Origin of the sequence: Streptomyces sp. NBC_01450, assembly GCF_036227505.1 — a bacterium.
Lineage (GTDB): Bacteria > Actinomycetota > Actinomycetes > Streptomycetales > Streptomycetaceae > Streptomyces.
Map to the genome: position 1 here is coordinate 158,286 of NZ_CP109481.1, position 23,805 is coordinate 182,090.

17 protein-coding genes and 3 pseudogenes are annotated in these 23,805 nt (G+C 69.5%); 6 read left to right on the top strand and 14 right to left on the bottom strand.

From position 1 onward, the window contains the following. Nucleotides 1–616 precede the first annotated feature (616 nt). Together OG568_RS48885 and OG568_RS48890 are read right to left on the bottom strand one after the other, a co-directional pair. Complete coding sequence (locus tag OG568_RS48885; protein WP_329529817.1) at nucleotides 617–1,135, bottom strand: hypothetical protein; 519 nt, start codon at nucleotides 1,133–1,135, stop codon at nucleotides 617–619. A gap of 369 nt (nucleotides 1,136–1,504) precedes the next feature. Then, nucleotides 1,505–4,366 (bottom strand): helix-turn-helix transcriptional regulator, encoded by a 2,862-nt coding sequence (locus tag OG568_RS48890; RefSeq protein ID WP_329529818.1) that lies wholly within the window; start codon nucleotides 4,364–4,366, stop codon nucleotides 1,505–1,507. A 159-nt stretch (nucleotides 4,367–4,525) separates the two neighbouring features. On the opposite strand from OG568_RS48890, the gene OG568_RS48895 reads away from it, so the two are divergent. After that, a complete protein-coding gene (locus OG568_RS48895; protein WP_329529819.1) occupies nucleotides 4,526–6,040 on the top strand; it encodes a 4-hydroxyphenylacetate 3-hydroxylase family protein in 1,515 nt (504 codons plus the stop codon). Between the two features lie 57 nt (nucleotides 6,041–6,097). Here OG568_RS48895 and OG568_RS48900 read toward each other — a convergent pair whose 3' ends face one another. Next, entirely contained in the window at nucleotides 6,098–7,177 is a 1,080-nt protein-coding gene (locus OG568_RS48900; protein WP_329536225.1) for an RNA-guided endonuclease InsQ/TnpB family protein, read from the bottom strand. Between the two features lie 33 nt (nucleotides 7,178–7,210). Between OG568_RS48900 and tnpA the strand changes: the two genes are divergently transcribed. Beyond that, nucleotides 7,211–7,555 carry an IS200/IS605 family transposase gene (tnpA, locus tag OG568_RS48905; protein WP_329529820.1) on the top strand — a complete coding sequence of 115 codons (345 nt, stop codon included), beginning with the start codon at nucleotides 7,211–7,213 and terminating at the stop codon, nucleotides 7,553–7,555. Nucleotides 7,556–7,744: 189 nt separating this feature from the next. On the opposite strand, the gene OG568_RS48910 is transcribed toward tnpA, so the two are convergent. From OG568_RS48910 to OG568_RS48925, 4 genes are all read right to left on the bottom strand, one after another. Continuing rightward, the gene (locus OG568_RS48910) at nucleotides 7,745–9,964 is read right to left on the bottom strand and encodes a LuxR C-terminal-related transcriptional regulator (protein WP_329529821.1); all 2,220 of its coding nucleotides are present in this window, start codon (nucleotides 9,962–9,964) and stop codon (nucleotides 7,745–7,747) included. Between the two features lie 137 nt (nucleotides 9,965–10,101). Continuing rightward, entirely contained in the window at nucleotides 10,102–10,590 is a 489-nt protein-coding gene (locus OG568_RS48915) for a flavin reductase family protein (protein ID WP_329529822.1), read from the bottom strand. Between the two features lie 343 nt (nucleotides 10,591–10,933). After that, a complete protein-coding gene (locus tag OG568_RS48920) occupies nucleotides 10,934–11,803 on the bottom strand; it encodes a dioxygenase family protein (RefSeq protein ID WP_266658192.1) in 870 nt (289 codons plus the stop codon). Nucleotides 11,804–11,873: 70 nt separating this feature from the next. After that, on the bottom strand, nucleotides 11,874–12,929 hold the full coding sequence (locus OG568_RS48925; RefSeq protein WP_329529823.1) for a maleylacetate reductase: 1,056 nt from the start codon (nucleotides 12,927–12,929) through the stop codon (nucleotides 11,874–11,876). Nucleotides 12,930–13,346: 417 nt separating this feature from the next. On the opposite strand from OG568_RS48925, the gene OG568_RS48930 reads away from it, so the two are divergent. From OG568_RS48930 to OG568_RS48940, 3 genes are read left to right on the top strand one after another with little or no spacing between them, the layout of a single operon-like run. Next, on the top strand, nucleotides 13,347–14,129 hold the full coding sequence (locus tag OG568_RS48930; protein WP_329529824.1) for a CoA transferase subunit A: 783 nt from the start codon (nucleotides 13,347–13,349) through the stop codon (nucleotides 14,127–14,129). Continuing rightward, nucleotides 14,129–14,773, top strand: coding sequence for a CoA transferase subunit B (locus tag OG568_RS48935; protein ID WP_329529825.1), 645 nt, complete (start codon nucleotides 14,129–14,131; stop codon nucleotides 14,771–14,773). Before OG568_RS48930 ends, OG568_RS48935 begins: the two co-directional genes overlap by 1 nt. After that, entirely contained in the window at nucleotides 14,770–15,972 is a 1,203-nt protein-coding gene (locus OG568_RS48940; protein ID WP_329529826.1) for a thiolase family protein, read from the top strand. Before OG568_RS48935 ends, OG568_RS48940 begins: the two co-directional genes overlap by 4 nt. A gap of 175 nt (nucleotides 15,973–16,147) precedes the next feature. On the opposite strand, the gene OG568_RS48945 is transcribed toward OG568_RS48940, so the two are convergent. The 6 genes and pseudogenes from OG568_RS48945 to OG568_RS48975 form a co-directional block, all read right to left on the bottom strand. Continuing rightward, entirely contained in the window at nucleotides 16,148–16,606 is a 459-nt protein-coding gene (locus tag OG568_RS48945) for a PPOX class F420-dependent oxidoreductase (protein ID WP_329529827.1), read from the bottom strand. Between the two features lie 281 nt (nucleotides 16,607–16,887). Continuing rightward, a complete protein-coding gene (locus tag OG568_RS48950) occupies nucleotides 16,888–17,505 on the bottom strand; it encodes a TOPRIM nucleotidyl transferase/hydrolase domain-containing protein (protein WP_266438639.1) in 618 nt (205 codons plus the stop codon). A 229-nt stretch (nucleotides 17,506–17,734) separates the two neighbouring features. Next, a pseudogene (locus OG568_RS48955) lies at nucleotides 17,735–18,328 on the bottom strand (telomere-associated protein Tap); the annotation flags it as partial. Nucleotides 18,329–19,081: 753 nt separating this feature from the next. Then, nucleotides 19,082–19,351: a hypothetical protein gene (locus OG568_RS48965; protein WP_329529829.1), complete on the bottom strand. Its 270-nt coding sequence runs from the start codon at nucleotides 19,349–19,351 to the stop codon at nucleotides 19,082–19,084. Further along, nucleotides 19,348–20,211, bottom strand: a complete 864-nt coding sequence (locus OG568_RS48970) for an isocitrate lyase/PEP mutase family protein (protein ID WP_329529830.1) — start codon at nucleotides 20,209–20,211, stop codon at nucleotides 19,348–19,350. The genes OG568_RS48965 and OG568_RS48970 overlap by 4 nt, the downstream gene beginning before the upstream one ends. Nucleotides 20,212–20,757: 546 nt before the next feature. Beyond that, a pseudogene (locus OG568_RS48975) lies at nucleotides 20,758–21,831 on the bottom strand (metallophosphoesterase family protein); the annotation flags it as partial. Between the two features lie 54 nt (nucleotides 21,832–21,885). Here OG568_RS48975 and OG568_RS48980 point away from each other — a divergent pair. Further along, nucleotides 21,886–23,060, top strand: a protein-coding gene (locus tag OG568_RS48980) for an IS3 family transposase (RefSeq protein WP_266421100.1) whose coding sequence is annotated in 2 segments (ribosomal slippage) — nucleotides 21,886–22,153 and nucleotides 22,153–23,060 — 1,176 coding nt in all. Because the reading frame shifts where the segments join, the coding sequence is not laid out codon by codon here. A 32-nt stretch (nucleotides 23,061–23,092) separates the two neighbouring features. Here OG568_RS48980 and OG568_RS48985 read toward each other — a convergent pair. Continuing rightward, nucleotides 23,093–23,539, bottom strand: a pseudogene (locus tag OG568_RS48985) (metallophosphoesterase); the annotation flags it as partial. Nucleotides 23,540–23,805: the final 266 nt, after the last annotated feature.

Sequence of the window (23,805 nt, forward strand, 5' to 3'; positions counted from 1 at the left end):
CGGATTGCACGAAGGGTGGAGCGGGCCGAGATCCGGGCCGCGGGGAGGGGGTAGAGGGCTGGGCGGCTGCCGCCACCCGCGGGTGCGCGGCCCCTGACCCGAGGCCGGCCGGTTGACGATCTCGGGCTCCGGTGGTCCGTGGCCCGAGCGCCGCAAGGCCGCCCGCTCCCGGACCGCGTCACCGCCTGCCGCGGTCGACGCCCTCACTAAGGGCCGGCTCCGACCGGCATCCGTCCCGAACGGCGCGCATTCCCCATCCGCCCAGAGTGCGCCGGATGGCCGCTGAGGCGCATCGCATAATCTAGTGATTGACCTGGCCCCACCAGCATTGCGCCCTTTGCCTCGGTGCTAACGGTGGCGGCACGGCCGGCAGATCAGCCGGAAGGCCTCGCCCGGCTCGTCACAGCACATCACGGCGATCGACCAGCGGCGCCATCCCGACCGCCCACTCGCCCGCACACAGGACACGGCCTTATTCGAGGTCCTCTCTCCCCAGGTATTCACTTATACACCTGGAAAAATCGCACCCCTCACCGATCACTTCACCCTGGGCGTCAAGCACGAGAGCGTAGTCTTCGGTACGCGACGAAATTGCGCGAGGGAGACGCTGGACCTCTTATGGTTGAGTGTCCTGTGGATTCTCGGTGACATGGCGAACTGCGAAGCAGAGGAACTGGGCGCTGACACCCAGCAGGTACACGGCGGTCGTGGTCGTCCCGACGAGCCCCCACAGGAGGGGACCTGAGCAACACCGTGTCAGCAACAGGGTGACCAGCGCGGCGCAAGCCGCCATGGGCAGATGGAAGGCCGCCCAGATCCGCGTACCGGCCGGGGCGGATCTGTCCGTCATCATGGGGGCGCCGCCGTGTGCGACGGCGGCCAGCGCGACGAAGGTGAGCGTCGCACCGGCAAGGAGCGCCAGGACTTCGGCTGCCCTGGGGGCGCCCCGTTCGGACGACGTCACCGCGGTGGCGGTCCACAGCGCCAGGGTGTATCCGTGCGGGGCCGCGCTCGCGGTCACAGCGGCCCGGAGTCGGCCGCGGTATCCGCGCTCCGGGCCCGTACGGGCATCGGGCCCGACCGCCCTGGGCTGCGGTTGACCGTCCTTCCGCGACATGGATGACGACCTTGTCACGCCGGTGCTCCTTCTCGGGCGCCTTGTACGCGGCGCGGGTTGTGCGAGGGGGACGATCAACTCGCTGGTGGAGTCGAGTGCGCCGGGGCCGGGCGGAGCGACGCCACGACGCCGGACGCCTCGTGTGCGGGAATGACGGCTGACCACTCACGCCCGGATCCGTCGAGGCTGTCGGTCCAGGTGGGTCCGGTGCCTCCGTATCGGTGGGCGCGTGCCGCGCGCATCGTGTTCATGAGGCGTCACTTCCTGATGAATGACGGTGCCGTGGCGGAGGCCACGCCGTGGCATCCAGCATCACGGGTGGTGCCCAAGCCGGGCGTCACCCATTCAAGGGATCCCTGCCACCGTGTCCTGCGGTCGGTGCACCGCTCAGTCGGCTCCGTCGACGCTGATGCCCCGCTCGATCGCCAGCCGGGTCAGCTCGACCCGCGAGTTGATGCCGAGTTTGGTGAAGATGTGCTTCATATGCGTGTTGACGGTGTGCACGGACACGTAGAGCCGGTCGGCGATGGCCCGGTTGGTGATGCCCTCAAGGACGAGCGGGATCACCTTCCGCTCGGATTCGGTCAGGTTCCCCCACTCCTGGGGGCCGGCCGTGTGGTTGCGCACGGGGGCGGTGCGTACGCCGAGCTGGCGCAGGCGCCCCCTGATCCGTTCTTGATCGCGCCCGGCTCCTGAGGCCGACGCCAGGTGACCCGATTCTTCGAAGTACGGGATCGCCGACGTCGTATCGCCCGATGCGGTCATGAGCTCGCCGAGGTCCTCGCAGGCCGCCGCCAGGGCCAACGGCCTGCCGGTGCTGCGGTAGCCGGTGATGGCGGTCTCCAGTGCACGGGGGTCGCGGTGGAGCAGGCCGTCGATGTGGGCGCGGACGGCCTCGATGATCTGCCGGCTCTCGTCCTGTGCGGTCAGGCCGCGCAGTGCGCCGGACACGGCCTGCGCGACCGAGGGGTCTTCGCCGCGGAGCGCGATGCGTACGATCCCGGGCCAGTGGGACGGAGGTATCGCGAGCAGCCGCGTCGGCTCACGGCTTGTGAAGCTTGCCGTGAGTGCCACCGCCGCTTCGCCGTCTTCGCCCTCCGCGTCCGCCAGAGCGGCGTGCGCGAGAGACACCCACGGGCCGTAGCGCTGTGTGTGCGTGCCGGGAGCGGTTTCGGCGGCGCGGAGGTGGTCCCTGGCCTTGGTGAGGTCACCGCGTCTGATCTCCACCATCGCCAGCACGGAGCGGGCCTGCGGATTCGGCAGAGTGATCTCGAGTTCGTCCGCCACCATCAGACTGGACTCGGCCTCCACGGCCGCGTCGTCCAGCGCTCCTTGTTCGAGTAGTGCGCAGGCACGGGCGGCATGCCAGTGAGGCAGTGACCAGCCCAGGCCCATCGCCTCCGCTTCGCGCTGTCCCTCCCGCAGGATGCGCTCGGTGTCCGCGAGCCGGTCGGTGGCGGTCAGCACGGTGGCCAGCCACAGCGCCGGGATCCGCGGGGGCCGCAGGTACAGTGCGGCGGACTGGGTGCCGGCGCGTCGGGTGGCCTCCTCGGCGAGCTCGAGGGCGCGGGGCAGGCGCCCACGGTAGAAGGACGTCTGCGACTGGAACACCATGGCGCTGACGACGACGGCCGGATCGTCGCTGCGGTAGGAGGCCTCGACCAGCCAGGGGCCGGTCTGTTCGGCAGCGGTGATGTCCCCGAGGTAGACGTGGCCCGTCGCCTTGGTCTTCAGCAGCCGCACGCGCAGGTCGGCCGGCAGTGCGGGGAGGTCCAGTGCCTGCTGGAGGTGTGTCATCGCGGCGGCGTCGTCGCCCGCGGCCTGGTGGATCTCGGCGGCCACCAGGCGCAGGCATGCCTCCTGCAATGGCTCGAGTCCTTCCGGCAAAGTGGCGTCGACCAGGTCGAGTGCCTCGTGGACCCGGCGGGTCCGGCCGAGGTACTCGGCGGCATCGGTCAGCAGGGGGATGCGACGCCGGTCGTGTGGGGGCAGCAGTCCGGCGACCCGCTGGGCCAGGTCCGCGGCCGCGTCGGGGGCCGACGACGACAGTTCCCGTACGGCGGTGGTCAGCGTGGTCACGGCCTCGTCGTCGACCGGGCCTCCTGACATGACGACGTGCCAGGCCACCTCGGCCGATCGTGCCCCGATGCCCCGCAGACTGTCGGCCGCCTCCCGGTGCAGGGCGGTCCGGATGGCCAGGGGCAGGTTCTCGTGGAAGGCCTGCCGTATGAGGTCGTGACGGAAGGCGAGTCGCGGGCCGTCGGCCGAGAGCAGGCCGGCGTTCAGGGCGGCCTCGGCGCCCGACAGCAGGCTGCCGACCGGCCTGCCGAGCATCCGGGCGGCTGTGCCGAAGTCGAATTCGCGGCCGAGGACGGATCCGACCTGCAGCAGGCGCACGGCATCTTCCGGGAGCCGTTCCAGGCGCGCGGTGATACTCCGCCGGAAACTGGCGGGGATGCCGTCGTGCAGGAGGCTCGCCTCGCCCGCCTCCATGGCGGCGTCCGTGTCGGCGAAAGCGCGTACCAGTTCGATCGCCAGGAAGGGATTGCCGCCGACGCCCCGCAGGAGTCTGACCAGACCGGGTGACGGCCTCACCCCGAGGACGTCGGTCGCGATGTGCTGCAGTTCCTGCTGTGGCAGGGGGCCGAGGGTCAGCCATCGGGCTCCGAGGTGCTCGAGGTCCTCCCGCACCCTGGCCACGGTCGGCCGCTCGGTGTCCGACCGTACCGCCAGCACCCACAGGATCCGCGAGGCGGCCAGCCGTCCGGGCAGGGTGCGCAGCACGAAGAGCGTGGCCGGATCCGCCCACTGCGCGTCGTCCACGAGCACGGCCACCGGGGCGCGCTGAGCCCGGTCCTCCAGAGCGTCCGTGATGCTGTCCAGCAGCCAGAGCCGCTGGTCGTCGACGGCTGCGGCGGCCCGGTCGGAACCGTCAAAGGACTGCGGGGCGGATTGCAGGGCGGACTGCAGGGCGGCTCCCGCCGCGTACTGGTCGAGCTCATCGGCCCGTACCGACACCACATCGAAGCCGGACCGCCGCGCCATCTCGTCCAGCTCCGCGAGCAGCCGGCTCTTGCCGACGCCGGGCGTGCCTTCCACGACGACACAGGCACCCCGTCCGCCACGTACCGCGTCCAGCGCGTCACGCACAGCCGCGATCTCGCGGTCCCGCCCCCGCAGGCGCAGCCCGGCCGTGGCCTGGTGCCCACGCCCGCCTGCCTGGCCGTCAGCGGGGTCTGTGCTGCTCATGGGGCAAGCATGACCCACGGCCACATCTGCCCTCAATGCGGATTCCCCGGTGATCGCCGCTTTCACCCGGGTGATTGCCCCTTGCGCGCCGTCCTCTCACCCTGCCGCGACGGATGCTCCGTGCCATCCGGATCTGTTGCCCCTGGAGAGGAGCACGACGTGCGTACAGGCAAGGAATACCTGGCGGCACTGAACGACGGCCGCAAGGTGTGGGTGGGTGACGAACTCGTCGACAACGTGGCCACGCACCCGAAGACCCGGGCGTATGCCAGGAGCATCGCGGCGTTCTACGACCTTCACCACCGCCCGGACCTCCAGGACGTCATGACGTTCGTGGACGAGGACGGCGTCCGACGGTCCATGACGTGGTTCCAGCACCGCTCCAAGGAGGAGCTGCTGCGCAAGCGGACCTACCTGGAGACGGTGCAGCGGGAACTCGGCGGCGGATCCATCCCGCGCACGCCGGATGTCAACAACTACGTCCTGCTGACCTACGTCGACGACCCGGAGCCCTGGAGCAGCCAGTCCGTCGGGACCGACGGGAGGGACCTGACCGAGGGGATCCTCGACTTCTGGAACGTGGTGCGGGACGGTGACCTCAACGCGACGCCGGCCTTCGTCGACCCGCAGGCGAACCGCTCGCGCGATTCCGCGCAGGCCGAGTCCCCTGCCCTGCAGGTGGTCGGCACCTCGGACGAGGGCATCACCGTGCGGGGTGTGAAGGCGATCAGCACCGGCGCGGCCTTCGGGGACTGGATCCACATCGGCGTCTTCTACCGCCCCGGCATCATCGCGGAACAGATCATCTACGGGGCGGTGAAGCCCGACACCCCCGGCGTCACCATCATCTGCCGGGAGAGCAACGTCCGGGACGGCGAGGAGGTGGAGCACCCGCTCGCCTCGCAGGGTGACGAGCTGGACAGCGTCATCGTGTTCGAGGACGTGCTCATCCCCTGGAACCGGGTCTTCCACATCGGTAACCCCCAGCACGCGTCGCTGTACCCGCAGCGCGTCTTCGACTGGCTGCACTACCACTCGGCGATGCGTGCGATGGTGAAGGCCGAGCTGATGCTCGGTCTGGCCCTGCTCATCACCGAGCACATCGGCACCTACCAGCTGCCGCCGGTCCAGGCCCGGGTCGCCCGGTTCGCCGGCTTCCACCAGACGCTCAAGGCGCATCTGATCGCTTCGGAGGACCAGGGGTTCTTCACCCCCGGTGGCATCTACAAGCCGAACGTCCTGATGTTCGACTTCGGGCGGGCGTACTACCTCGAGCACATCGCCGAGATGGCCCACGAGCTCATCGACCTGTCCGGTCGTGCCGCGCTCATCTTCCCCACCGAGGGTCAGTGGCAGCAGCCCGAACTGCGGCCGTGGCTGGAGGCGTTGCAGACCGGACCGGTCGGCAGGCCCTACGAGCGGCTGAAGATCAGCCGGGTGATCCGCGACATGTTCCTGTCCGACTGGGGCGACCGCATCACCACCTTCGAGAACTTCAACGGCACGCCCCTGCTGGCCATCCGTACCCTCACCATGAAGCGCGCCGAGATGTCCCCGAGCGGCAGCATGGCAGACCTCGCGCGCAAGGTCTGCGGCATCGAGAACGTGGGCGACGACGGGGAGACCGCGTACAAGACTCAGGCGGACTACGCCCGGCGCCAGGACGCCAATTGACTTGCTCCTCGGGCTGAAGCCCGAGGATTCTGGCCTTCTCGCCCGAACCCTGTGCCGCTACGCGGCACGGTGTTCGGGCGAGAATCCGTGGCTTCCTGCTTCGTCGCGCTGTGCCAGGAGGAGTCCGGGTCTTACCTGCGCTCCACAGGCTGCGACCGCCAGTCCGGCGGCCGTTTTCACGTTCTTCGCGGCATTGTGGTCCCGGTCATGGACCGTGCCGCACGCGGGGCAGGTCCACTCCCTGATGTGGAGAGGCTTGGGACCGTCCTTGACGCCGCAGGCGGAACAGGTCTGGGAGGTCGGCTCGAACCTGCCGATCTTCACCAGGGTGCGCCCGTACCTGACCGCCTTGTACTCCAGCATGGCCACGAACTGCGCCCAGCCCGCGTCATGCACGCTCTTGGCCAGCCTGGTGCGCGCCAGCCCCTTGACCGCCAGGTCCTCCACACCGATCGCTTGGTTCTCGCGGATCAGCCTGGTGGAGAGCTGGTGGTGGAACTCGCGGCGCACACGGCCGTCCGAGAGGACCGCGAAATGCGTCAGGCCCAGGTCGATGCCGACCGTCTGGTCACTGTCGGGCATCCGGTGGGCGCCGGCGGCCGGGTCCGTGTCGATGACGAAGGACGCGAAATACCGTCCGACCGCGTCCTTGATCACGGTGACCGAGGAGGGCTGCGCGGGCAGGGTGCGTGACCACTTCACCTTCACCGCACCGATCTTCGGCAGGTTCAGCCTCCCGGAACCGGTGATCGACCAGCGGGCGTTGGCGGTGAACCGGACCGACTGACGGTTGTCCTTGCGGGACTTGAACCGGGGCACACCAGCTCTGGGGCCCTTGCGGGCCCCCTTGAGGGAGGCGAAGAAGTTGCGGTAAGCGGCCTCGGCGTCGCGCAGAGCCTGCTGGAGCACCACAACGGAGACCTCTGCCAGCCAGCACCGCTCCACCGTCCGCTTCGCCTCGGTGATCAGCTTCCTGGACAGCTCACCGGCCGCCGGGAACGCCGCGCCCGCCTTCCGGGCTTCCTCACGGGCGCGCACCGTGTCGTTGAACACGACGCGGGCGCACCCGAACGCCTGGGCCAGGGCGATGCGCTGGGCCGTGTCCGGGTACAGGCGGAAGCTGTACCGAAGCTGCAGGGCGACCACGATACGTACCTGGGTTGGTGCGAGATGCAGAAGATCAGAACTGGCCGGCACTACGCTTTCGTGATGCATGTGCACGTGGTCTTCGTGACCAAGTTCCGGCACAAGGTGTTCACGGACACTCACCTGACGTGCATGGACGAGATCATGCGGTCGGTATGCGCGGACTTCGCGTGCGAACCGGTGGAGTTCAACGGCAAGGACAACCACGTCCACCTCCTGGTGAACTTCCCGCCCAAGGTCGCCGTCACCAAGCTCGTCAACTCCCGCAAGGGCGTCTCCTCCCGCGGTTGCTACTTCGCAGGAACCCTCGGCGGCGCTCCACTCTCCGTGGTCGAGCAGTACATCCAGCAACAGAACCGGCCGGTGTGAGCATCACCCGGCTCCGCCAGGACCAGCCATCACGACGCTTTGCACCACGGGTGGTGAACACGGGCCATCCGGCTCCGCCGCCCCGGAATCCGCGACGCTCCGCGTCGCCACGACAAGACTCGCTTCACCACCGGGCTGATGCCCGATCCGCTGCGAATGAATCCCGGTAGCAGGATGCCAGGGCCCGGGTCAGAGCACGCCGCACTCCCGGGCCCTGGCGACCGCCTCGCTCCTGTCGTGCGCGTCGAGTTTGCGGAAGATCGCGCGTACCTGTGTCTTGACGGTGTTGTGGGACACATAGAGCTCGGAGGCGATCTCACGCAGTGTCAGCGGACCGCACAGGGCGCGCAGCACTCGGCGCTCCCCCAGCGACAGGTCCTGGGGGCGGGGGGCGGCAGACGGCACCACGGTGTCCTCGCCGGTCCGGCCGAGCAGGTCCGTCAGCACCCCGGGTGACTCGCACCGGGCCGCTGTCCGCTCGGCTGCCTCGCGGGCCTTTCGCGCCGCGTCCGGGTTGCGGCGCGCACTCTCAAGTCGCGACCGTGTGAAGTGGCACAAGGCCCGTATGTGGGGTTCGCCTCCGGTCCGGGAGGAGCCCGCCAGCACCGCTTCCGCGGCGGCCAGAGCCCCTTCGGCCTCCTTCGCCTGTCCCTCTTCGAGGAGCAGGCCGGCCCGGCTGATGTAGGCGGGCACGGAGACGAAGTGCCCGCCCAGGCCGGCCGTCGCGACCGCGTCGAGGGCCTCGTCGCTCAGGATGCGCGCCAGTTCGTGCCGTCCGGCCAGCAGCGCGCACACCGCCCGCGAGCCCAGCGCGCGTACGAGCACCAGGCCATGCCCGGCGGCATGCGCGTCGCGGGTCGCCTCGCCGAGCAGCGCCTCCGCCTCCTCGTAGCGGCCTGCCCACAGCAGAGCCGCACCGCGGGCCGTGCAGGCCAGGGCACGCCAGGACGTCAGCGGCGGGGTGCCGGCAACGGCGGATTCGCCCAGCCGGCCGGCGGTCAGGACCTCCCCCTTCAGACAGCAGGCCATGGCCTGCGCGGCGGCTGCCGCATCGGACACCGTGCTGCCTTCGCCGACCGTCTCCGCTCCCGTCTGCCTGAGCTGGGCCACATCCAGCCAGCGCCGGGCCGTTTCCGGTGCGCCTCCTGAGAGAGCCGCCATCGCCGCCACGACGCACAATCGCGCGTCGACGGCGACGGTGCGGGACGGCAGGAGGTCCAGCCAGTGCGCGACCTGCGCGCTACGGCCCGCCGAGATCGCCTTCTCCCAGCCGTCGAGAACCGACGCGACGGCCGCGGACTCGTCGCCGCCCAGCGTCCAGTGCCGTACGGCCGCGGTCGTCTCGCCCTGCCGGGAGTACCACCGGGCCGCCGCCCGGTGCAGGGACACGACGGTGTCCGACCCTTCGGACCTGAGGATGCCGGACAGCACCGAAGACAGTGCCCGGTGATGCCGGTACGCCGACGGATCGGCGGCGACGGGCACGAGCAGCTGTACGGTCCGTGCGAGCTCGCGCAGCAGTACACCCGCCCGCTCCCCGGCGAGGGCCTGGCACGGCCCGGTGCTCAGCTCGTCGAGCACACTGGTACGCAGCAGGAACTCGCGCTGTTCGGTGGTGAGCCGATAGAGCACCTCGGTGGCCAGATACTCGGTGACCGCCTGCCTGCCGCGGGCCAGGTTCCCTTCCGTGTCGGCCTCGTTCGCCGAGCGGGCGAGGGTGCGCCCCATGATGCACAGCGCCGCCGCCCATCCCTCCGTGGCCTCGTACAGCGCGCTCGAAGTGTCCGCGCTCGGAGCTGACCCGAGCAGATCGGTGAGTACTGTCTGTGCTTCCTCAGGGGTGAAGGCCAGGTCGTGCTGGTCGAGTTCGGCGGTCAGACCCCGGGCGCGCAGGGTCGGAAGGGGGCTTCCGGGAATGTGCCGGGTCGACAGGACGACGCGGAAGCCGGCGGGAAGCCTTGTCAGGAAGTCCGCCAGGCTGCGCACCGCGTCGGTGTCCGTGATGGATTCCAGTCCGTCGAGGATCAGCGTGAGCGGTCTTTCTCCGCCCAGTCCGGCCACCAGACTCGGCAGGATGTCCTCGAGCCATGCGTCGAGCGTCCACCCGTCGCTGTCGAGGCGGGCGGGCAGATCCGGTCGTGCGTGGTGCACCGCTCGCAGGATGCAGGTCCAGAGCCGGCCCGGGGCGTTGTCGTACGCGTCCAGGCTGAGCCAGGCGCACTCTCCACGAGCCGCCAGGCCTTGCGACCACTCGGTCAGGAGCACCGTTTTCCCGGCGCCGGCCGGCGCGGAGACCACCACCACGGGCTCGGTCGCCGCGTCGAGCCGACGCAGCAGCCGCGGGCGGGTCAGCAGATGCGGAGGCTGGGCCGGAGGGTGGAGCTTGAATGTCGCAACGGAGCTGGTCATGGCACTTTCCGTCGAGTCGTCGGGACGGGCGGAGCCCCCGACACCCATGGCTCGCCTCGCGGGAGCCGGACGTCGGGGGCGGTAGCGGCCCGGTCACGAGCGCCGTAGCGGCCTCCGCCGGACCGCTGCCACCAGGACTAGTGCGAAGCCCTGAGCGCGCCGAAGCCGCCCGCGAAGTGGAGCAGTGGCCGGGAGTCCGCCTTGTGTTCGCAGTAGCGGACCTCACCCACGAAGATGGTGTGATCGCCGCCGGGGAGCGCCTCGGCGACGTCACACACGACAGCCGCGATGGCGTCCTTCAGCACCGGCACGCCGTGGTCGTCGATGGTCTCGACGCCCGCGAACTTGTCCGCCTTCGAGGCGGCGAAGTGCCGTGCCAGGTGCTCGCTGTCCTCGCCGAGGACGTTCACGGCGAATCGGCCGTGTTCCGCGATCGCGGTCCGTGTGTACAGGTGGTTGCTGATACACACGAGCAGCTGGAGCGGGTCCAGGGAGAGGGCGGACACGGCGCTCGCCGTCATGCCGATGGGCGTGCTTCCGGAGCGCGTAGTGATCACGCTGACGCCCGTGGCGAGCCGGCTCATCGTGGCTCGGAAATCGACTGGCGTGTGAAGGGTTTCAGCCATCGGAGGACCTCCGTGAAAGTCGGGGAGAACTTCGGCCTGTTGCGCAGGACACCGGGTGAACTCACCGTGCCGCTGGGTGCGTTGGCGGGCATGTCGTTCGAGCTGGGCAGGAAGGCGGGGCGGCTGCCCCATGACGTACGCGAGGTCATCGCCCGCGTGGCGGACGGATCGCGCTTCGCCGCGTCCGAGGCGGGGTTGCACGCCGGCCCCGTATCCGGGGCCCGGCCGCACCAGTGCCGTGCTGGGCCCCTGGTGCCTGTGCTGAAGCGTGCAACGCCGCCTGTTGATGCCGGAGGAATCGCGTCCTACGCCGGACCGACTGCGCGTACGGCGCCAGTCACCCTCATTGCGCGGGGAGGGACTCGAGGACGAAGGTGTGGCGCAGCAGGGTGTAGGGCACGTCGGTCAGTCCGCGGCAGGGCCCTGCGTCGGCCTCGTAGGTGTCATAGGACTCGACCAGCGACTCCTTGACCCCGAACACCGGGTCGGAATCCAGGTACGGGTCGTCCGAAGGGAACAGCATGCTGGTCACGCGCTGGAATCCCGGGGCGTCGATCAGCAGGTGCACATGGGCGGGACGCATGGGCGACCTGCTGGTCGCGGTCAGGAGTTCGCCGACCGGGCCGTCACCGGGGATCGGGTAGCTGGAGGGGCGAATGGAGCGGAAGCTGAAGTGTCCCCTCTCGTCGGTCCTGAACAGCGCGCGCATGGCCGGGTCGACCTGGCCGGGCACATCCACGTCGTAATGGCCCTCCGCGTCACTGTGCCAGACATCGACCCCGGCGCCGGTCACCGGTGCTCCCTCACTGTTCACGACCCGTCCCTCGAAGAACAGCGGGGTGCCGGGCAGACCTTCGGAGATGTCGGCGGCGTCGGCGTGCTGCGGCCTGTCCTCCCTGAAGAAGGGGCCCAGGACGCTGTTCTGTGTGGCATTGGCGGGGCGTCGGTTGTTCAGGGCGTCGACCAGCATGGTGACGCCCAGCACGTCGGACAGCAGGATGAACTCCTGGCGCGTCGGCGTGCACGTCTGCCCGGTGCGTGTCAGGAAGTCCACTCCCTGCGCCCATTCCTCCTCCGTCAGTTCGACATCGCGGACGAAGGCGTGGAGGTGCCGTACCAGTGATTCCAGGATCTCCGCGACACGGGCATCCTTGGTGTCCCGCATGGTCGAGATCACGGCATCGGTGATGGTGTCGCTGGTCAGATCACGCATGGCGCGCTCCCTTGGTCATTGAGTGTTCGATGACGGAGTCGGTCCGGGTGTGTTCGTCGCCCGGTGACGTTCACGGTGTCTCGCCGGCCCAGGCGCGGGTCAGGAGGGCGTGGATTGCTGTCCGGTCCACTGGACGCGGATTCCAGTAGCCGTCCCGCACGATGAGTTCGGCCGCCTGCCCGATCCCCGACTCGGGCATGCCGAGGTCCCGTAGTGCCCTGGGGGCGCCGAGCCCGCCGGCGAAGTCGAAGAGACCGCTCGCGGCGTCGTCCCCCGGCAGCGCCTGCGCGATGCGTGCCATGGCTTCGGGGGCGGCCGGCCCGTTGTAGGCGACCACGTGCGGCAGGACGACCGTGTGGGTCTCGGCGTGCGGCAGCCCGAAGGTGCCGCCCAGTACGTGGCACACCTTGTGATGCAGGGCCATGCCCACCGTGCCCAGGCAGGTGCCCGCCAGCCACGCCCCGTACAACGCGTCCGCGCGCGCCTCACCGTCGTCCGGACGTCGCGCGATGACCGGAAGGGACCGGGTGAGGGAATCGAGCGCTTCACCGGCCATCAGGAAGGCGACCGGGTCCCGGTCCTGGGCGTAGAGGGCCTCCACGGCGTGCGCCATCGCGTTGATGCCGCTGACCACCGATGTCGCCGCCGGGAGGGTGAGCGTCAGGTCGACGTCGTACACCACCGTCTTGAGCAGCACTTCCGGCAGCCGCCGGGTCGTCTTCCTGTGGCCTTCGGTCTCGCCGAGGATCGGCGTCATCTCCGAGCCGGCATAGGTGGTGGGCAGCGCCAGCTGCGGAAGGCCGGTCCGCGCGGCGATCGCCTTGCCAAGGCCGATGGTCGATCCACCGCCGATGGCGAGCACGGAGTCCGCTCCCACGGATCCGGCGTACGCGACCGCCTTCTCCGTGACCTCGACAGGGGTGTGCGGGGCCGCTTCCGCGAAAGTCCCCACGGCTGCCGCACCCAGCAGGTCGCGCGTCTGCGCTGTCTGGTCCGCCTGATGAGGTGTGCACAGGAGGAGCACCCGACGGCATCCGAGAGCATCGGCCTCTTCGGGGATGCGGCTGCGCGTACCGCTGCCGAAGACCACCTTGGTGATCTGTCCCCGATGCACGAATGTCTTCATGAGAATTTCCCCGGTCCTGCCGTTTCTCCGCTGTTGGAACGAAGCCTCGATACTCGGATGATGCGCGTCAACGGAATCCGTGAGTGATAACGAGGATCGGCGCGGGAATACCTTGTTCGCACGACGCACACCGACAGAGCGGCATAGAGATCGCCTGCGATATCACTCATCTGCGGGATGCCGGCGGATGCCGGGGCGTTGGACTGTGGACCCAGGTGTCAACCAGGTGAGACACGACGAGACGGACGTGTCTGCGGCGGAGCCACTCCCGCAACACGCGTAGCACCCACAACACGCACAACGCCCGCACCACGCGTAACGCCCATAAAACATTAAAGAACTCGCCGAATTCTTGACATTGCGTTACGGAAACAGCGTCCGATGGATCCACGTTGGCGAGAGGCAGAGTAAATAAAGATGGATAAAGTGGTCGCCACGGCCTTGGACGCGGTGTCGGACGTGCCGGAGGGTGCGTCGTTGGCGGTGGGCGGGTTCGGGCTGAGCGGTGTGCCGAACGTGCTGATCCAGGCGTTGTTCGAGCGGGGGGTCTCGGGGCTGTCGGTCGTCTCGAACAACTGCGGGGCGATGGAGTCGGGTCTGGCGGTGCTGCTGGCGGCGGGCCGGATCGGGCGGGTGACCGGCTCCTACATCGGGGCGAACAAGGAGTTCGCGCGGCAGTACCTGGCCGGTGAGCTGGAGGTGGAGCTGATCCCGCAGGGCACGCTCGCGGAGCGGTTGCGGGCGGGCGGCGCGGGGATCCCGGCGTTCTACACCCCGGCGGGGGTGGGCACCCAGGTCGCGGACGGCGGGCTGCCCTGGCGCTACGACGGCTCCGGCGGGGTCGCGCTCGCGTCACCGCCGAAGGAGGTACGCGACTTCGACGGCACCGAGTACGTGCTGGAGCGCGGGATCCGCACCGACTTCGCGCTGGTGCGGGCCGCGAAGGGCGACCGGCACGGCAACCTCGTCTTCAACAAGTCGGCCCGGAACTTCAACCCCCTCGCCGCGATGGCCGGGCGGGTGACGATCGCCGAGGTGGAGGAGCTGGTCGAGCCCGGCGCGATCGATCCGGACGCGGTGCATCTGCCGGGCATCTTCGTACAGCGGGTGGTGGCTCTCACGCCGGAACAGGCAGCAGACAAGAAGATCGAGCAGCGCACGGTGTCCGTGCCTGCGGCACGAGGGTCGGTGAACGGCTGATGGCCTGGAGTCGTGAGGAGATGGCCGCCCGGGCCGCGCGGGAGCTGGAGAACGGCCAGTACGTCAATCTCGGCATCGGGCTGCCGACGCTGATCCCCAACCATCTGTCCGAGGGCGTGGAGGTGGTCCTGGAGTCGGAGAACGGGATCCTGGGCACCGGCCCGTATCCCACCGAGGAGCAGGTCGATCCGGACCTCATCAACGCCGGCAAGGAGACCGTGACGGTCCTGCCGGGCGCCTCCTTCTTCGACTCGGCACTGTCGTTCTCGATGATCCGCGGCGGCCACATCGACGTGGCGGTGCTCGGCGCCATGCAGGTCTCCGCGCGGGGGGACCTGGCGAACTGGGCGATCCCGGGGAAGATGATCACGGGAATCGGCGGTGCGATGGACCTCGTGCACGGCGCCCGCACCGTCATCGTCGTGATGGCGCACACCGCCAAGGACGGCTCACCGAAAATCCTCACCGAGTGCGTGCTGCCGCTGACCGGGAAGCGTTGCGTGAACCGGATCATCACCGACCTCGGTGTCCTCGACATCACCGACGAGGGCCTGGTGCTGGTCGAGTGCGCACCGGGCGTCGGCGTCGGGGAGATCATCGCCAAGACCGATGCCAAGCTGACCGTCGCGGAGGGCCTGAAGTGAAGAACGTCTATATCGTCGACGCCGTGCGCACGCCGATCGGGCGTCACAACGGCGCTCTGGCCTCGGTACGCCCGGACGACCTGGCCGCACACGCCATCCGCGAACTCCTCGCCCGAAGCCCCCGGTTGGATCCCGCGCGCATCGCGGACGTGTACTTCGGCAACGCCAACGGCGCCGGCGAGGAGAACCGCAACGTCGGCCGCATGGCGGCCCTGCTCGCGGGCCTGCCCACGTCGGTGCCGGGCGTGACGGTCAACCGGCTGTGCGCCTCCGGACTCGAAGCCGTCATCCAGGCCGCCCGCGCCATCGCGGTCGGCGACGCCTCCATCGCCGTCGCCGGCGGCGTGGAGTCGATGACCCGCGCGCCGTACGTGCTGCCCAAGAACGACCGGCCCTTCCCGGCCGGGCACGCCGAGCTGTACTCGACCACCCTCGGCTGGCGCATGGTCAACCCGAAGATGGACCCCCAGTGGACCATCCCGCTCGGCGAGTCCGCCGAACTCATCGCCGACAAGCACAAGATCAGCCGCGAACAGCAGGACGAGTTCGCCCTCAGCAGCCACCAAAAGGCCGCGAAGGCACACAACGACGGCCTGTTCGAGCCCGAGCTCGCCCCCGTGCCCATCCCGCAGCGCAAGGGCGACCCGGTCCTCTTCGCCGCCGACGAGTCCGTCCGCCCGGACGCCTCTCTGGCCGCGATGGCCAGGCTGAAGCCGTCCTTCCGCACCGAGAACGGCACCGTGACCGCAGGCAACGCGTCACCGTTGAACGACGGCGCCGCCGCGCTCCTCCTCACCGACGAGGAAGGCCTCAAGGCCACCGGCCGCGAGCCGCTGGCCCGCGTCTCGGCCACCGGTGTCTCCGCGATCGACCCGCAGTACTTCGGCCTCGCCCCCGTGGAGGCCGTCAACCGGGCCCTCGCCAAGGCGGGCAAGAGTTTCGACGACCTGTCCGTCCTGGAGCTGAACGAGGCCTTCGCCGCGCAGGTCCTCGGGTGTGTGGCCGAGTGGCCCGAGTTCGACCCCGCGATCCTCAACCCGCAGGGCGGCGCGATCGCCCTCGGCCACCCCCTGGGCGCCTCCGGCGCCCGCCTCGCCGGCACCGTCGCCCACCAACTCGCCCGCAAGGGCGGCGGAGTCGGCATCGCCACCCTCTGCATCGGCGTCGGCCAGAGCCTCGCCCTCATCCTCGAACGCTGACACGGATTCGCCCGCATCGGCGGCGTCGATCCCGGCTGCGACAGCTCTGCCCATGCCTCCAGACCAGCGAACTGTTCGACGGGAGTGACATCAAGCCCGCCGTCCGCTGCGAGGCGACCGTGCTGGTCGCAGTCCTCGACGAGTGGCTGCAAAACCAGCACGGCCCCAGCATGTCCTAGCCCTTGATGTTGAGCGCGGTTCCGTACAGCCGGTCCACCTTCAGCCGGATGACCACCCGACGCTCTGCAACCAACTGCTCCAGGAACGCCTCTTCATCCTCGGGCTTCGCGGCCTTCGGAATCATCCCGAGCAGTTCCCGCCCCACCGCGTCACCACGAACCGTCGTGATCCCGGAGACCTCGGCCTCACCTTCGGCGACGGCGAACGACCACACGTCGCCGCCCTGTACGTGCAGCGCCGCCTGCGGGTTGCGCCGCAGATGCCGGACCTTGATCCGGTCGGCTGTCGTCGAGAACCGCACGATGCGAGCTTCGGCGTCCCAGCTGTACAGCATGGTGGTCAGGTGGGGGTGGCCACTGCGCTTGACCGTGGCGAGCGTACCGAACTGCTGCTTGCCAAGCAGGTCGGAGAGAGTTTCGTCGTCCAGTGGACGCGGCGCTGGTCCTTGAGTCATGACGTGATCAACGCGCTTGGCTGCCCAGCAATTTCTTGAACGCCGCAAGTTCAACGCCCACTTCCGGCCCTCGTCATGGACGTGCGCTGCCCCGACCGCGAGTTGCGGGGCTACCCCGCGCTCCCGCCACTGTGCCGGCAACGCCCCCGCCGGCAGGTCTGAACCCGGCTGGTGTCGAGGGCGTAAGACCACCGGGAGCGCTGCTCCCGGAGGCAGCCTGAGCCAGGAATCCCCGCTCAGCCCTGAAGGAAGGAATCCCCTCCCTTCAGGGAGGGGAGCAGTCAAAGACTCGCGAGGAGGCCCTCCAGCGGGCCCGGTACCTGTCCGGGAGCGAGGGTCTCCACCAGGAGACGGCCGTAACGGATCTTGCGGCCCTTCTTCGTGCCGAGGAAGCGCCGCAACTGCTGCTGCCGGGGCCGGCCCTGCTGCGCGGGCTGACTCAGGAAGGTCTGCCAGGCCCGCAGGTCGCCCCCGGCCCCGATGGCCTCCTCCACGCGCGCCGTGCCCAGCGCGCGGATGAGCTCGTCCTCCAGGTCCGCCACGCACACGAAGAAGCCCTCGTGCGGCACCCCGGCCCGCTTCAGGCCGCGGTCGTAGAAACGCTGCTCGCCCACGTCGCACAGTCCCCTCAGGCGCAGGCCAAGACCGGGCGGCCCGAGGAGACCGGCGTAGCGGCCGATACTCATCGCCCCGCCCATCGCCACGACGCACACCCCTTCGGCGGCCAGGTCCCGGCCACGCCGTGCGGCGAGCGCCTCGACGGCCGCGAGGTCACTCAGGCCTTCCACCAGCACCGCCGTCCGCAGCCCCAGCCGCACCGCCAGATCACTCGCCGGTTCACCGGGGCCGCCGGCCGCCCAGCGGCTGACCGTGTCCCGGAATACGTGCATGTCCGCCATGGAGCGAGTCTGTACTCCCGCCGACCGGCACGACACTGAATATTTCGACGGACCCACTCGGCACGCCCGCCCCCCTCGTGCTCACCTGAGCCTGACCACCCACCCGGGGTCATGGCGCTTGAGCAGACAGGGCTCAGCTCTCTGGCCAACGCAATGGCCGGCTCGCCAACTAGCGCCGCGGCAGGCGACGTTCGTGCGTCGGCGCGCCGAGGCCGACGACCGTGCCGCACGCGCAGGTCGGCGGGTGCAGTGCGGTCATCAGCTCCAGACCGGTGACGGCGATGGGGCCGCGCGGCGTCATCACCCGCGACGCGAACGTGCCCAGGAGCCGGGCGAGTTCGGCCGGCGGGAGCTGCCTGATGACCTAGTGCCCCTCGGGGAGCCGCCCGGCGAGCCGCTCTTTCTCGGTGAGGGTGAGCGGCAGGCCGTAGCGCTCGCACGCGGCCTCGGTGCGTACGAGCAGCGGGTCGGCGTCCTTGCCCGGCCCGGACGGCTTCGGCTGCCCCGGCTTCGCCTCCTTCAGCGTCCAGTCGGCCAGCGCCGGGATCGACCTGGCGGGCACGTCAAGGACCAGACCGTCGACGCAGTACGCGACGACGTTGCCGTCTTCGACGTCGAGGCCCTGGTGGAGGTTCTGACCACCGACAGCCAAGAGCCCGCTTCGGCCGTCCCGACAGGGTTTGGGGAGTGTCAGAGCTGCACCGTCTCTGCCGCCTGACGCGACGGGTCGGGCGGTGGTGCTGCGGCTGTCAGCCATTGCAGGCGGGGCGGTCCGCCCCGGCCGTCGAATTCGAGGAAGGCGGCCTGCCGGTACTGGAAAAGGGTCAGGAAACCGTCGAGCTTGCGGTAGTCACCCGCACGGTCGCAGGCCCGTACGGTGCCCTGCTTCGCTTCTACGACAAGCAGGTTGCGGCTGAGGTCGCCCGTTCCGTCGTGGACGATCAGGTCGGGACGAACCTGCAGGTCCTGGCCGTCGTCGCCCCATCCCTCGAGATACTTGGTCCGCAGAATCTCAAGGCCCTCGCGGTCGCGGTCGTGCCAGCGGTTGTACTCCGAGTCGACGCGGAAACCCTCGCCGAGGGCTGCATCGATACGAGGCTGCAAAGCGCCTTCGACCTTCGCCATCACGGACTGCTCCTGCGTCCGCTCACGGACCACCTCCGGAAAGCGCAGCCACACATGGCGCAGCGCGGCGCGTAAGGCCTCCCGTACGAGACTGTCGGTCTTCGCGACTTCCTGCCATGTCGTCATGCACGGCAGTATGACGCCGGCCACCGACAACGAGGGCGTCAGGATGTTCGCCGAGAGAGTCAGGGAGTTCCGGTGCCGTCGAAGCGCGCGTGAACCGGGTGGAGACGCCCGGCGAGCCGTGTACGCCGGGCTGGGGTGGCCGCACAGGTGCGACCACCCTCCACCTCGCGCGACATCTCCGCCCTCGCGCCCGGCCGGCTGCCCGCGCTCACGCCGTCCCTGTCGGACCCCGCTCACCCGGCCCGGACAGGCACATACCGTCACTTCCCTGCGGCCTGCCCCGCACGGCAGGTCCTCACCGTCCCGTCGCCGGCCGCCCGGCGGGTCAGTCGTCGTTCTCCTTGCGCTGGTGTGCCGCGACCAGGACCTCGATCATGTCGACGGTGCTGCCCTCGTGGTCGCTGCCGGCCGTTCCGCTGCCCTGCTGGATGTTCGCGGTCCGGTCCACCTCGAGGATCGAGTCGGCGTGCGAGTTGTCGAGCACGGTGATCAGGCTGTCGCCCGCGGCCGCCGGTGCTGCCGCGGCGCCCAGCAGGGCCGCCGCCAGGACGGCGGCCCTACCCAGCCGCCGTGGTGGGACGGGCCCCGGTGTCACGCGCTCACGCCCTGGGGTTCCGGCCGCAGACGCGCGATGTTGCGCTCCAGAAGCTGGGTGGCGGTCTTGACGCCGACGCCGTCCGCCGCGTCCACCACGGGCAGCCGGCCGTCCGCCGCCCTGAGGTCGGCGAGCGCGGAGTGCATCGCCCGGTGGGCGGCGAACAGACACGGCGTGCTGTAGATGGCGACGTCCACGCCGAGTTCGGACAGCTCGGTCAGGGAGAGCCTGGGTGACTTGCCGCCCGCGATCTGGTTGAACAGCAGGGGCTTGTCGCCGACCACCTCGCGGATCCGCCGGATCCACTCCACGCTGCGCACCCCGTCGACCAGCACCACGTCCGCGTCGGTCGCGGCCAGCTTCTCGGCCCGGTGCAGGATGTCGTGCTCGTCGGTGGCGTCCGTACGGGCCACCACCACCATGTCCTGCCGGGTCGCCAGCACCATCTCCAGCTTGGCGAGGTACTCGGACAGCGGCAGCACCTGCTTGCCGTCGGCGTGCCCGCACCGGCGCGGCCGCTTCTGGTCCTCCAGGATCACTCCCGACGCCCCGATCCGCTCCAGCCCCTCCACCACATGGCAGGTGACCTCGGGATCGACGTATCCGTCGTCGATGTCCACCAGCAGGTGGTGCCGGGGGAACGCGCCCCGCAGCCGCTGGACGAACGCCACCATGTCCGGCCAGGCGATGAAGCCGATGTCCGGCAGCCCGTAGTACGAGGCCGCGAAGCCGAAGCCGGAGACGAACATCCCGTCGTAGTGCTCGGCCGCGATCGACGCCGAGTACATGTCGTACACGCCGATCAGCGGAGTGGCCTGCGGCTCGGCGATCTGCTCCCTCAGCTTCTTCCCGTAAGTCAATGTCCGGCTCCTCCCTTGGGGTTCAACACGTCACACGGAAAGGACTGTCACGACACGACCGTCCTTTGCCAGGACAAGAGGATCCCTATATCGATCCTGGACCCTCCCCTTGGAATGGCTTTACTCACCTCAATGGCGCAAGCGGTTCACCGGAGAAACGTCACTCGTCGCCCGTCCGCGCCCTGTTGATCCCGCCGGGCTAGACCGCGGGGGGCTCACCCCATGCCGCCACCGGCGTACGGTGGTTCGCCGGCGGAGCCGAGCACCCGCACCGTGCCCCCAGGAGGCCGGCGCAAGAGCCGTGCCACTCGGAACACACGGCAGTACGCGGCAGGCGGGCAGCGGCCATGAAAAAAGCAGCCCCGCCTCCGGGATACCGGAGGCGGGGCTGTGCGGAGCGCCGGGCAGGCCTTGCACCTGCATCTCCCCGCAGGAAGCGGGACGTCTTTCCTTGGACCACCAACGCCAGGCCGACCGCCACATGTTCGGGCGGCCTGCTCAAGATCAATGATAGCGCAGCCGCGGCGTCCCGACGTCCCGGGGCGTTCAGAGCAGCGGAATGGTGACTTCGTCCTCGACCGGCGGCTCGAGTTCCTGCGCGCGGTTTCCGGTGGCCGCGAAGCAGCGCAGCCGGACCGCCTCCGCAGTGACGTCCAGGCGCAGGAAGCACTTGAAGAACGGCGGGCTGTAGGTCGCCGAGCTCGGCGAGAAGAGCTGGGTGTAGATCTTCCGCACGGGCAGGCGGAAGCGCGAGGTGCGGTCGGGTCGGCCGCCCGCGCCCAGCAGGCTCGCGATCAGACGGGTGCGCCGGGTGACGGGGGCGGGCGGGCCCTGGGTGCGGGTCGGCGGGATGCCGAGCCGCTCGGCGACAACGGCCGTCGCCTCGGCCTCGGTGAGGGTGAACAGGCGGCGCAGACGGAGCCTGCGTCCGTACAGCCTGCTGTAGAAGGCGAGGGAGTCGCCGCGCAGCGGGTAGCAGCGGAACTCCTGCTCGGTGACGTTCGCGACGCGGACGCGGGGGATGGTGTGCGTGGCGTGCATGAAGGCTCCGCCGCCGCCCGACACCACGTACTGGATGGTGCGGCCGTCCACCTGCACCGGGTAGCGCTGGTAGTTGTGGATGTCGCCGCCTATGGCCGCGACATAGCGGTGGTCCGGGTCGCGGACGAGGTCGTCGACGGTGCCGCCGCCCTCGATGGCGCAAGGGTGGTGTTCGCCGTCCACGTACAGGGGCGAGCCGGTGACGAGGATCTTGGGGAGAGGTCCCTTGGACACCTCGCGCAGCCATGCGCCCTGCTCGGCGTCGAGGGTCCCCAGCAGTCCCGTGTCGATGCCTATGATCCGCACCGGCCCGGCGTCGATCGCCCAGTACGGGCCCGGCTGGACGGCCTGTTGGGCCGGCGCGGAGCGCAACTTCCGTGCTTCGGTGAGGCGTTGTCCGCCGGACGGGTGCGGCCGGTGCCACAGCAGCGACCGCAGCCAGGCCCGCGAGAGGGGGCGCGGCGCGGGCTCAGGGGCCAGTGGCGGGGCGTCGTCGCAGAAGACGCGCATGAAGCCGCCGAGGTCTTCGTACCAGTCGTGGTTGCCGGGTATCGCGTATATGGGGGGCGTTACCCCTTGACCGTGGACACCCTGATCATTGGATCGTGAAGATCCGAAGGACAGGAGTTCCCGTTGGGGACGTCGAAGTACTCGCCTGAGTTCCGGGCCGATGCCGTCGCGTTGTACCGCTCCAGCCCGGGCCGGACGTACGCGTCGGTGGCCAAGGATCTTGGGGTGAACCACGAGACGCTCCGCACCTGGGTGCGGGATGCCGAGCAGGCCGCCGTGCCCGGCGCGGTGGAGGCCAGCGAGTTGGAGAAGGAGAACAAGCGGCTGCGGGCCCAGGTGAAGGAGCTCGAGCTGGAACGCGAGATCCTGCGGAGGGCCGCGAAGTATTTTGCGGGCGAGACCAGCTGGTGAGCCGTTTCCAGTTCGTTGCCGACCACCATGACGCCTTCGGCGTGAAGCGGCTGTGCCGGATCCTGGGGCTCTCCCGTTCCGGGTTTTACCGGCACCTGGCCGGCTTGGATGCGCGGGCCGGGCGGGCGCGTGCGGACGCCGAACTTGCCGGGCGGATCACGTCGATCCACACCGAGTCCGACGGCACCTACGGGGCTCCGCGCGTCACCGCCGAGCTCCAGGGCGCCGGGCTGCGGATCAATCACAAGCGGGTGGAACGCGTCATGCGGAAGTTCGGCATCGTCGGGCTGCACCTGCGCAAGAAGGTCCGCACCACGGTCCCCGCAGCCGACGCCATCCCGGTGCCGGACCTGATCCAGCGGGACTTCACCGCCTCTGGGCCGAACAAGAAGTACGTCGGCGACATAACCTACCTCCCGGTCGGCGACGGCCAATTTCTTTATCTGGCAACGGTGTTGGACCTGCACTCCAAGCGTCTGGTGGGCTGGTCGATCGCCGACCACATGCGGACCGAACTGGTCACCGACGCCCTCAAGGCCGCCGCCGGCGCGCGGGGAGGGAACCTGCGCGGAGCGATCTTCCACAGCGACAACGGAGCCCAGTACGCCTCCAAGGAGTTCGCCCAGGTCTGCAAGGACCTCGGCGTGATCCGATCACGCGGGGCCGTCGGCACCAGCGCGGACAACGCCGCCGCGGAGTCGTTCAACGCCAGCATGAAAAGGGAGACTCTCAAGGGCGCGAAACGCTGGCCCGGAGCTCGCGCCGCCCGCCTTGCGGTCTTCCGCTGGGTCACCCGCTACAACACCTGGCGACGGCACTCAGCCCTCGGTCAGCAGAGCCCGATCAACTACGAACAGCGATCAACTACGCTGACCACCGCCGCATAACAACCGGTGTCCACGATCAAGGGTGAAGGCCCGGGTGCCTGGTAGTTCTGGTACGGGCGGAAGAACTTCGTGCCGTAGTCGTCCGCACTGCCGACGGGGTAGATCACGTCGCTGGCGATGACGGCGAATTGTGTTCCCTGACTGACTTTCAGGAAGCCGGGGACGACGGCGTATTGGGGATCGTCGCCCTCGCCGGTGTCTCCGATGACCATGAAGGAGAACTCGTCCGGGTCCTCGCGCCGGATCACCTTGGTGGCGGGTGCTCCGGCGGCCGTCCGCTGTGCCGCCCAGCGGCTGCGGGTGTGGCCTGTGGGATCTCCGAACCAGGAGGCCAGCACGCCGTTGCGTGCGGCCCACAGGGTCTTCGGGTTGAGCCACGAGAGTTTCTCGACCTGGTGCGGCATGAGGTGCTGGTACTCGCCGTGTTCCAGGGTGCCCCAGCCGGCGCCTTCGGCGGTATCGCGTGAAGAGTCAGACACCGGTGAACCGTAGCAACGATCTAGGGTGTGCTTCGAAAGTGCTGGTCACAACCACTCATTGATGGCTGCGGCCAGCACGGTCGCCTCGTAGCGGACGGCGAGCTTGATGCCCCTGCGGATGTCAAGCCATGGCACAGGGTCGGGCGGTGCCGCCGCACAGGAGGTCCCTGTGCGCGGGCACGCCGGGGGCGTGCGCGTCAGTCGCAGGAGCCCACCGTGCGGATGGCGTCGACGAGGACCTTATAGAGACATAGAGGCGCCGGGCA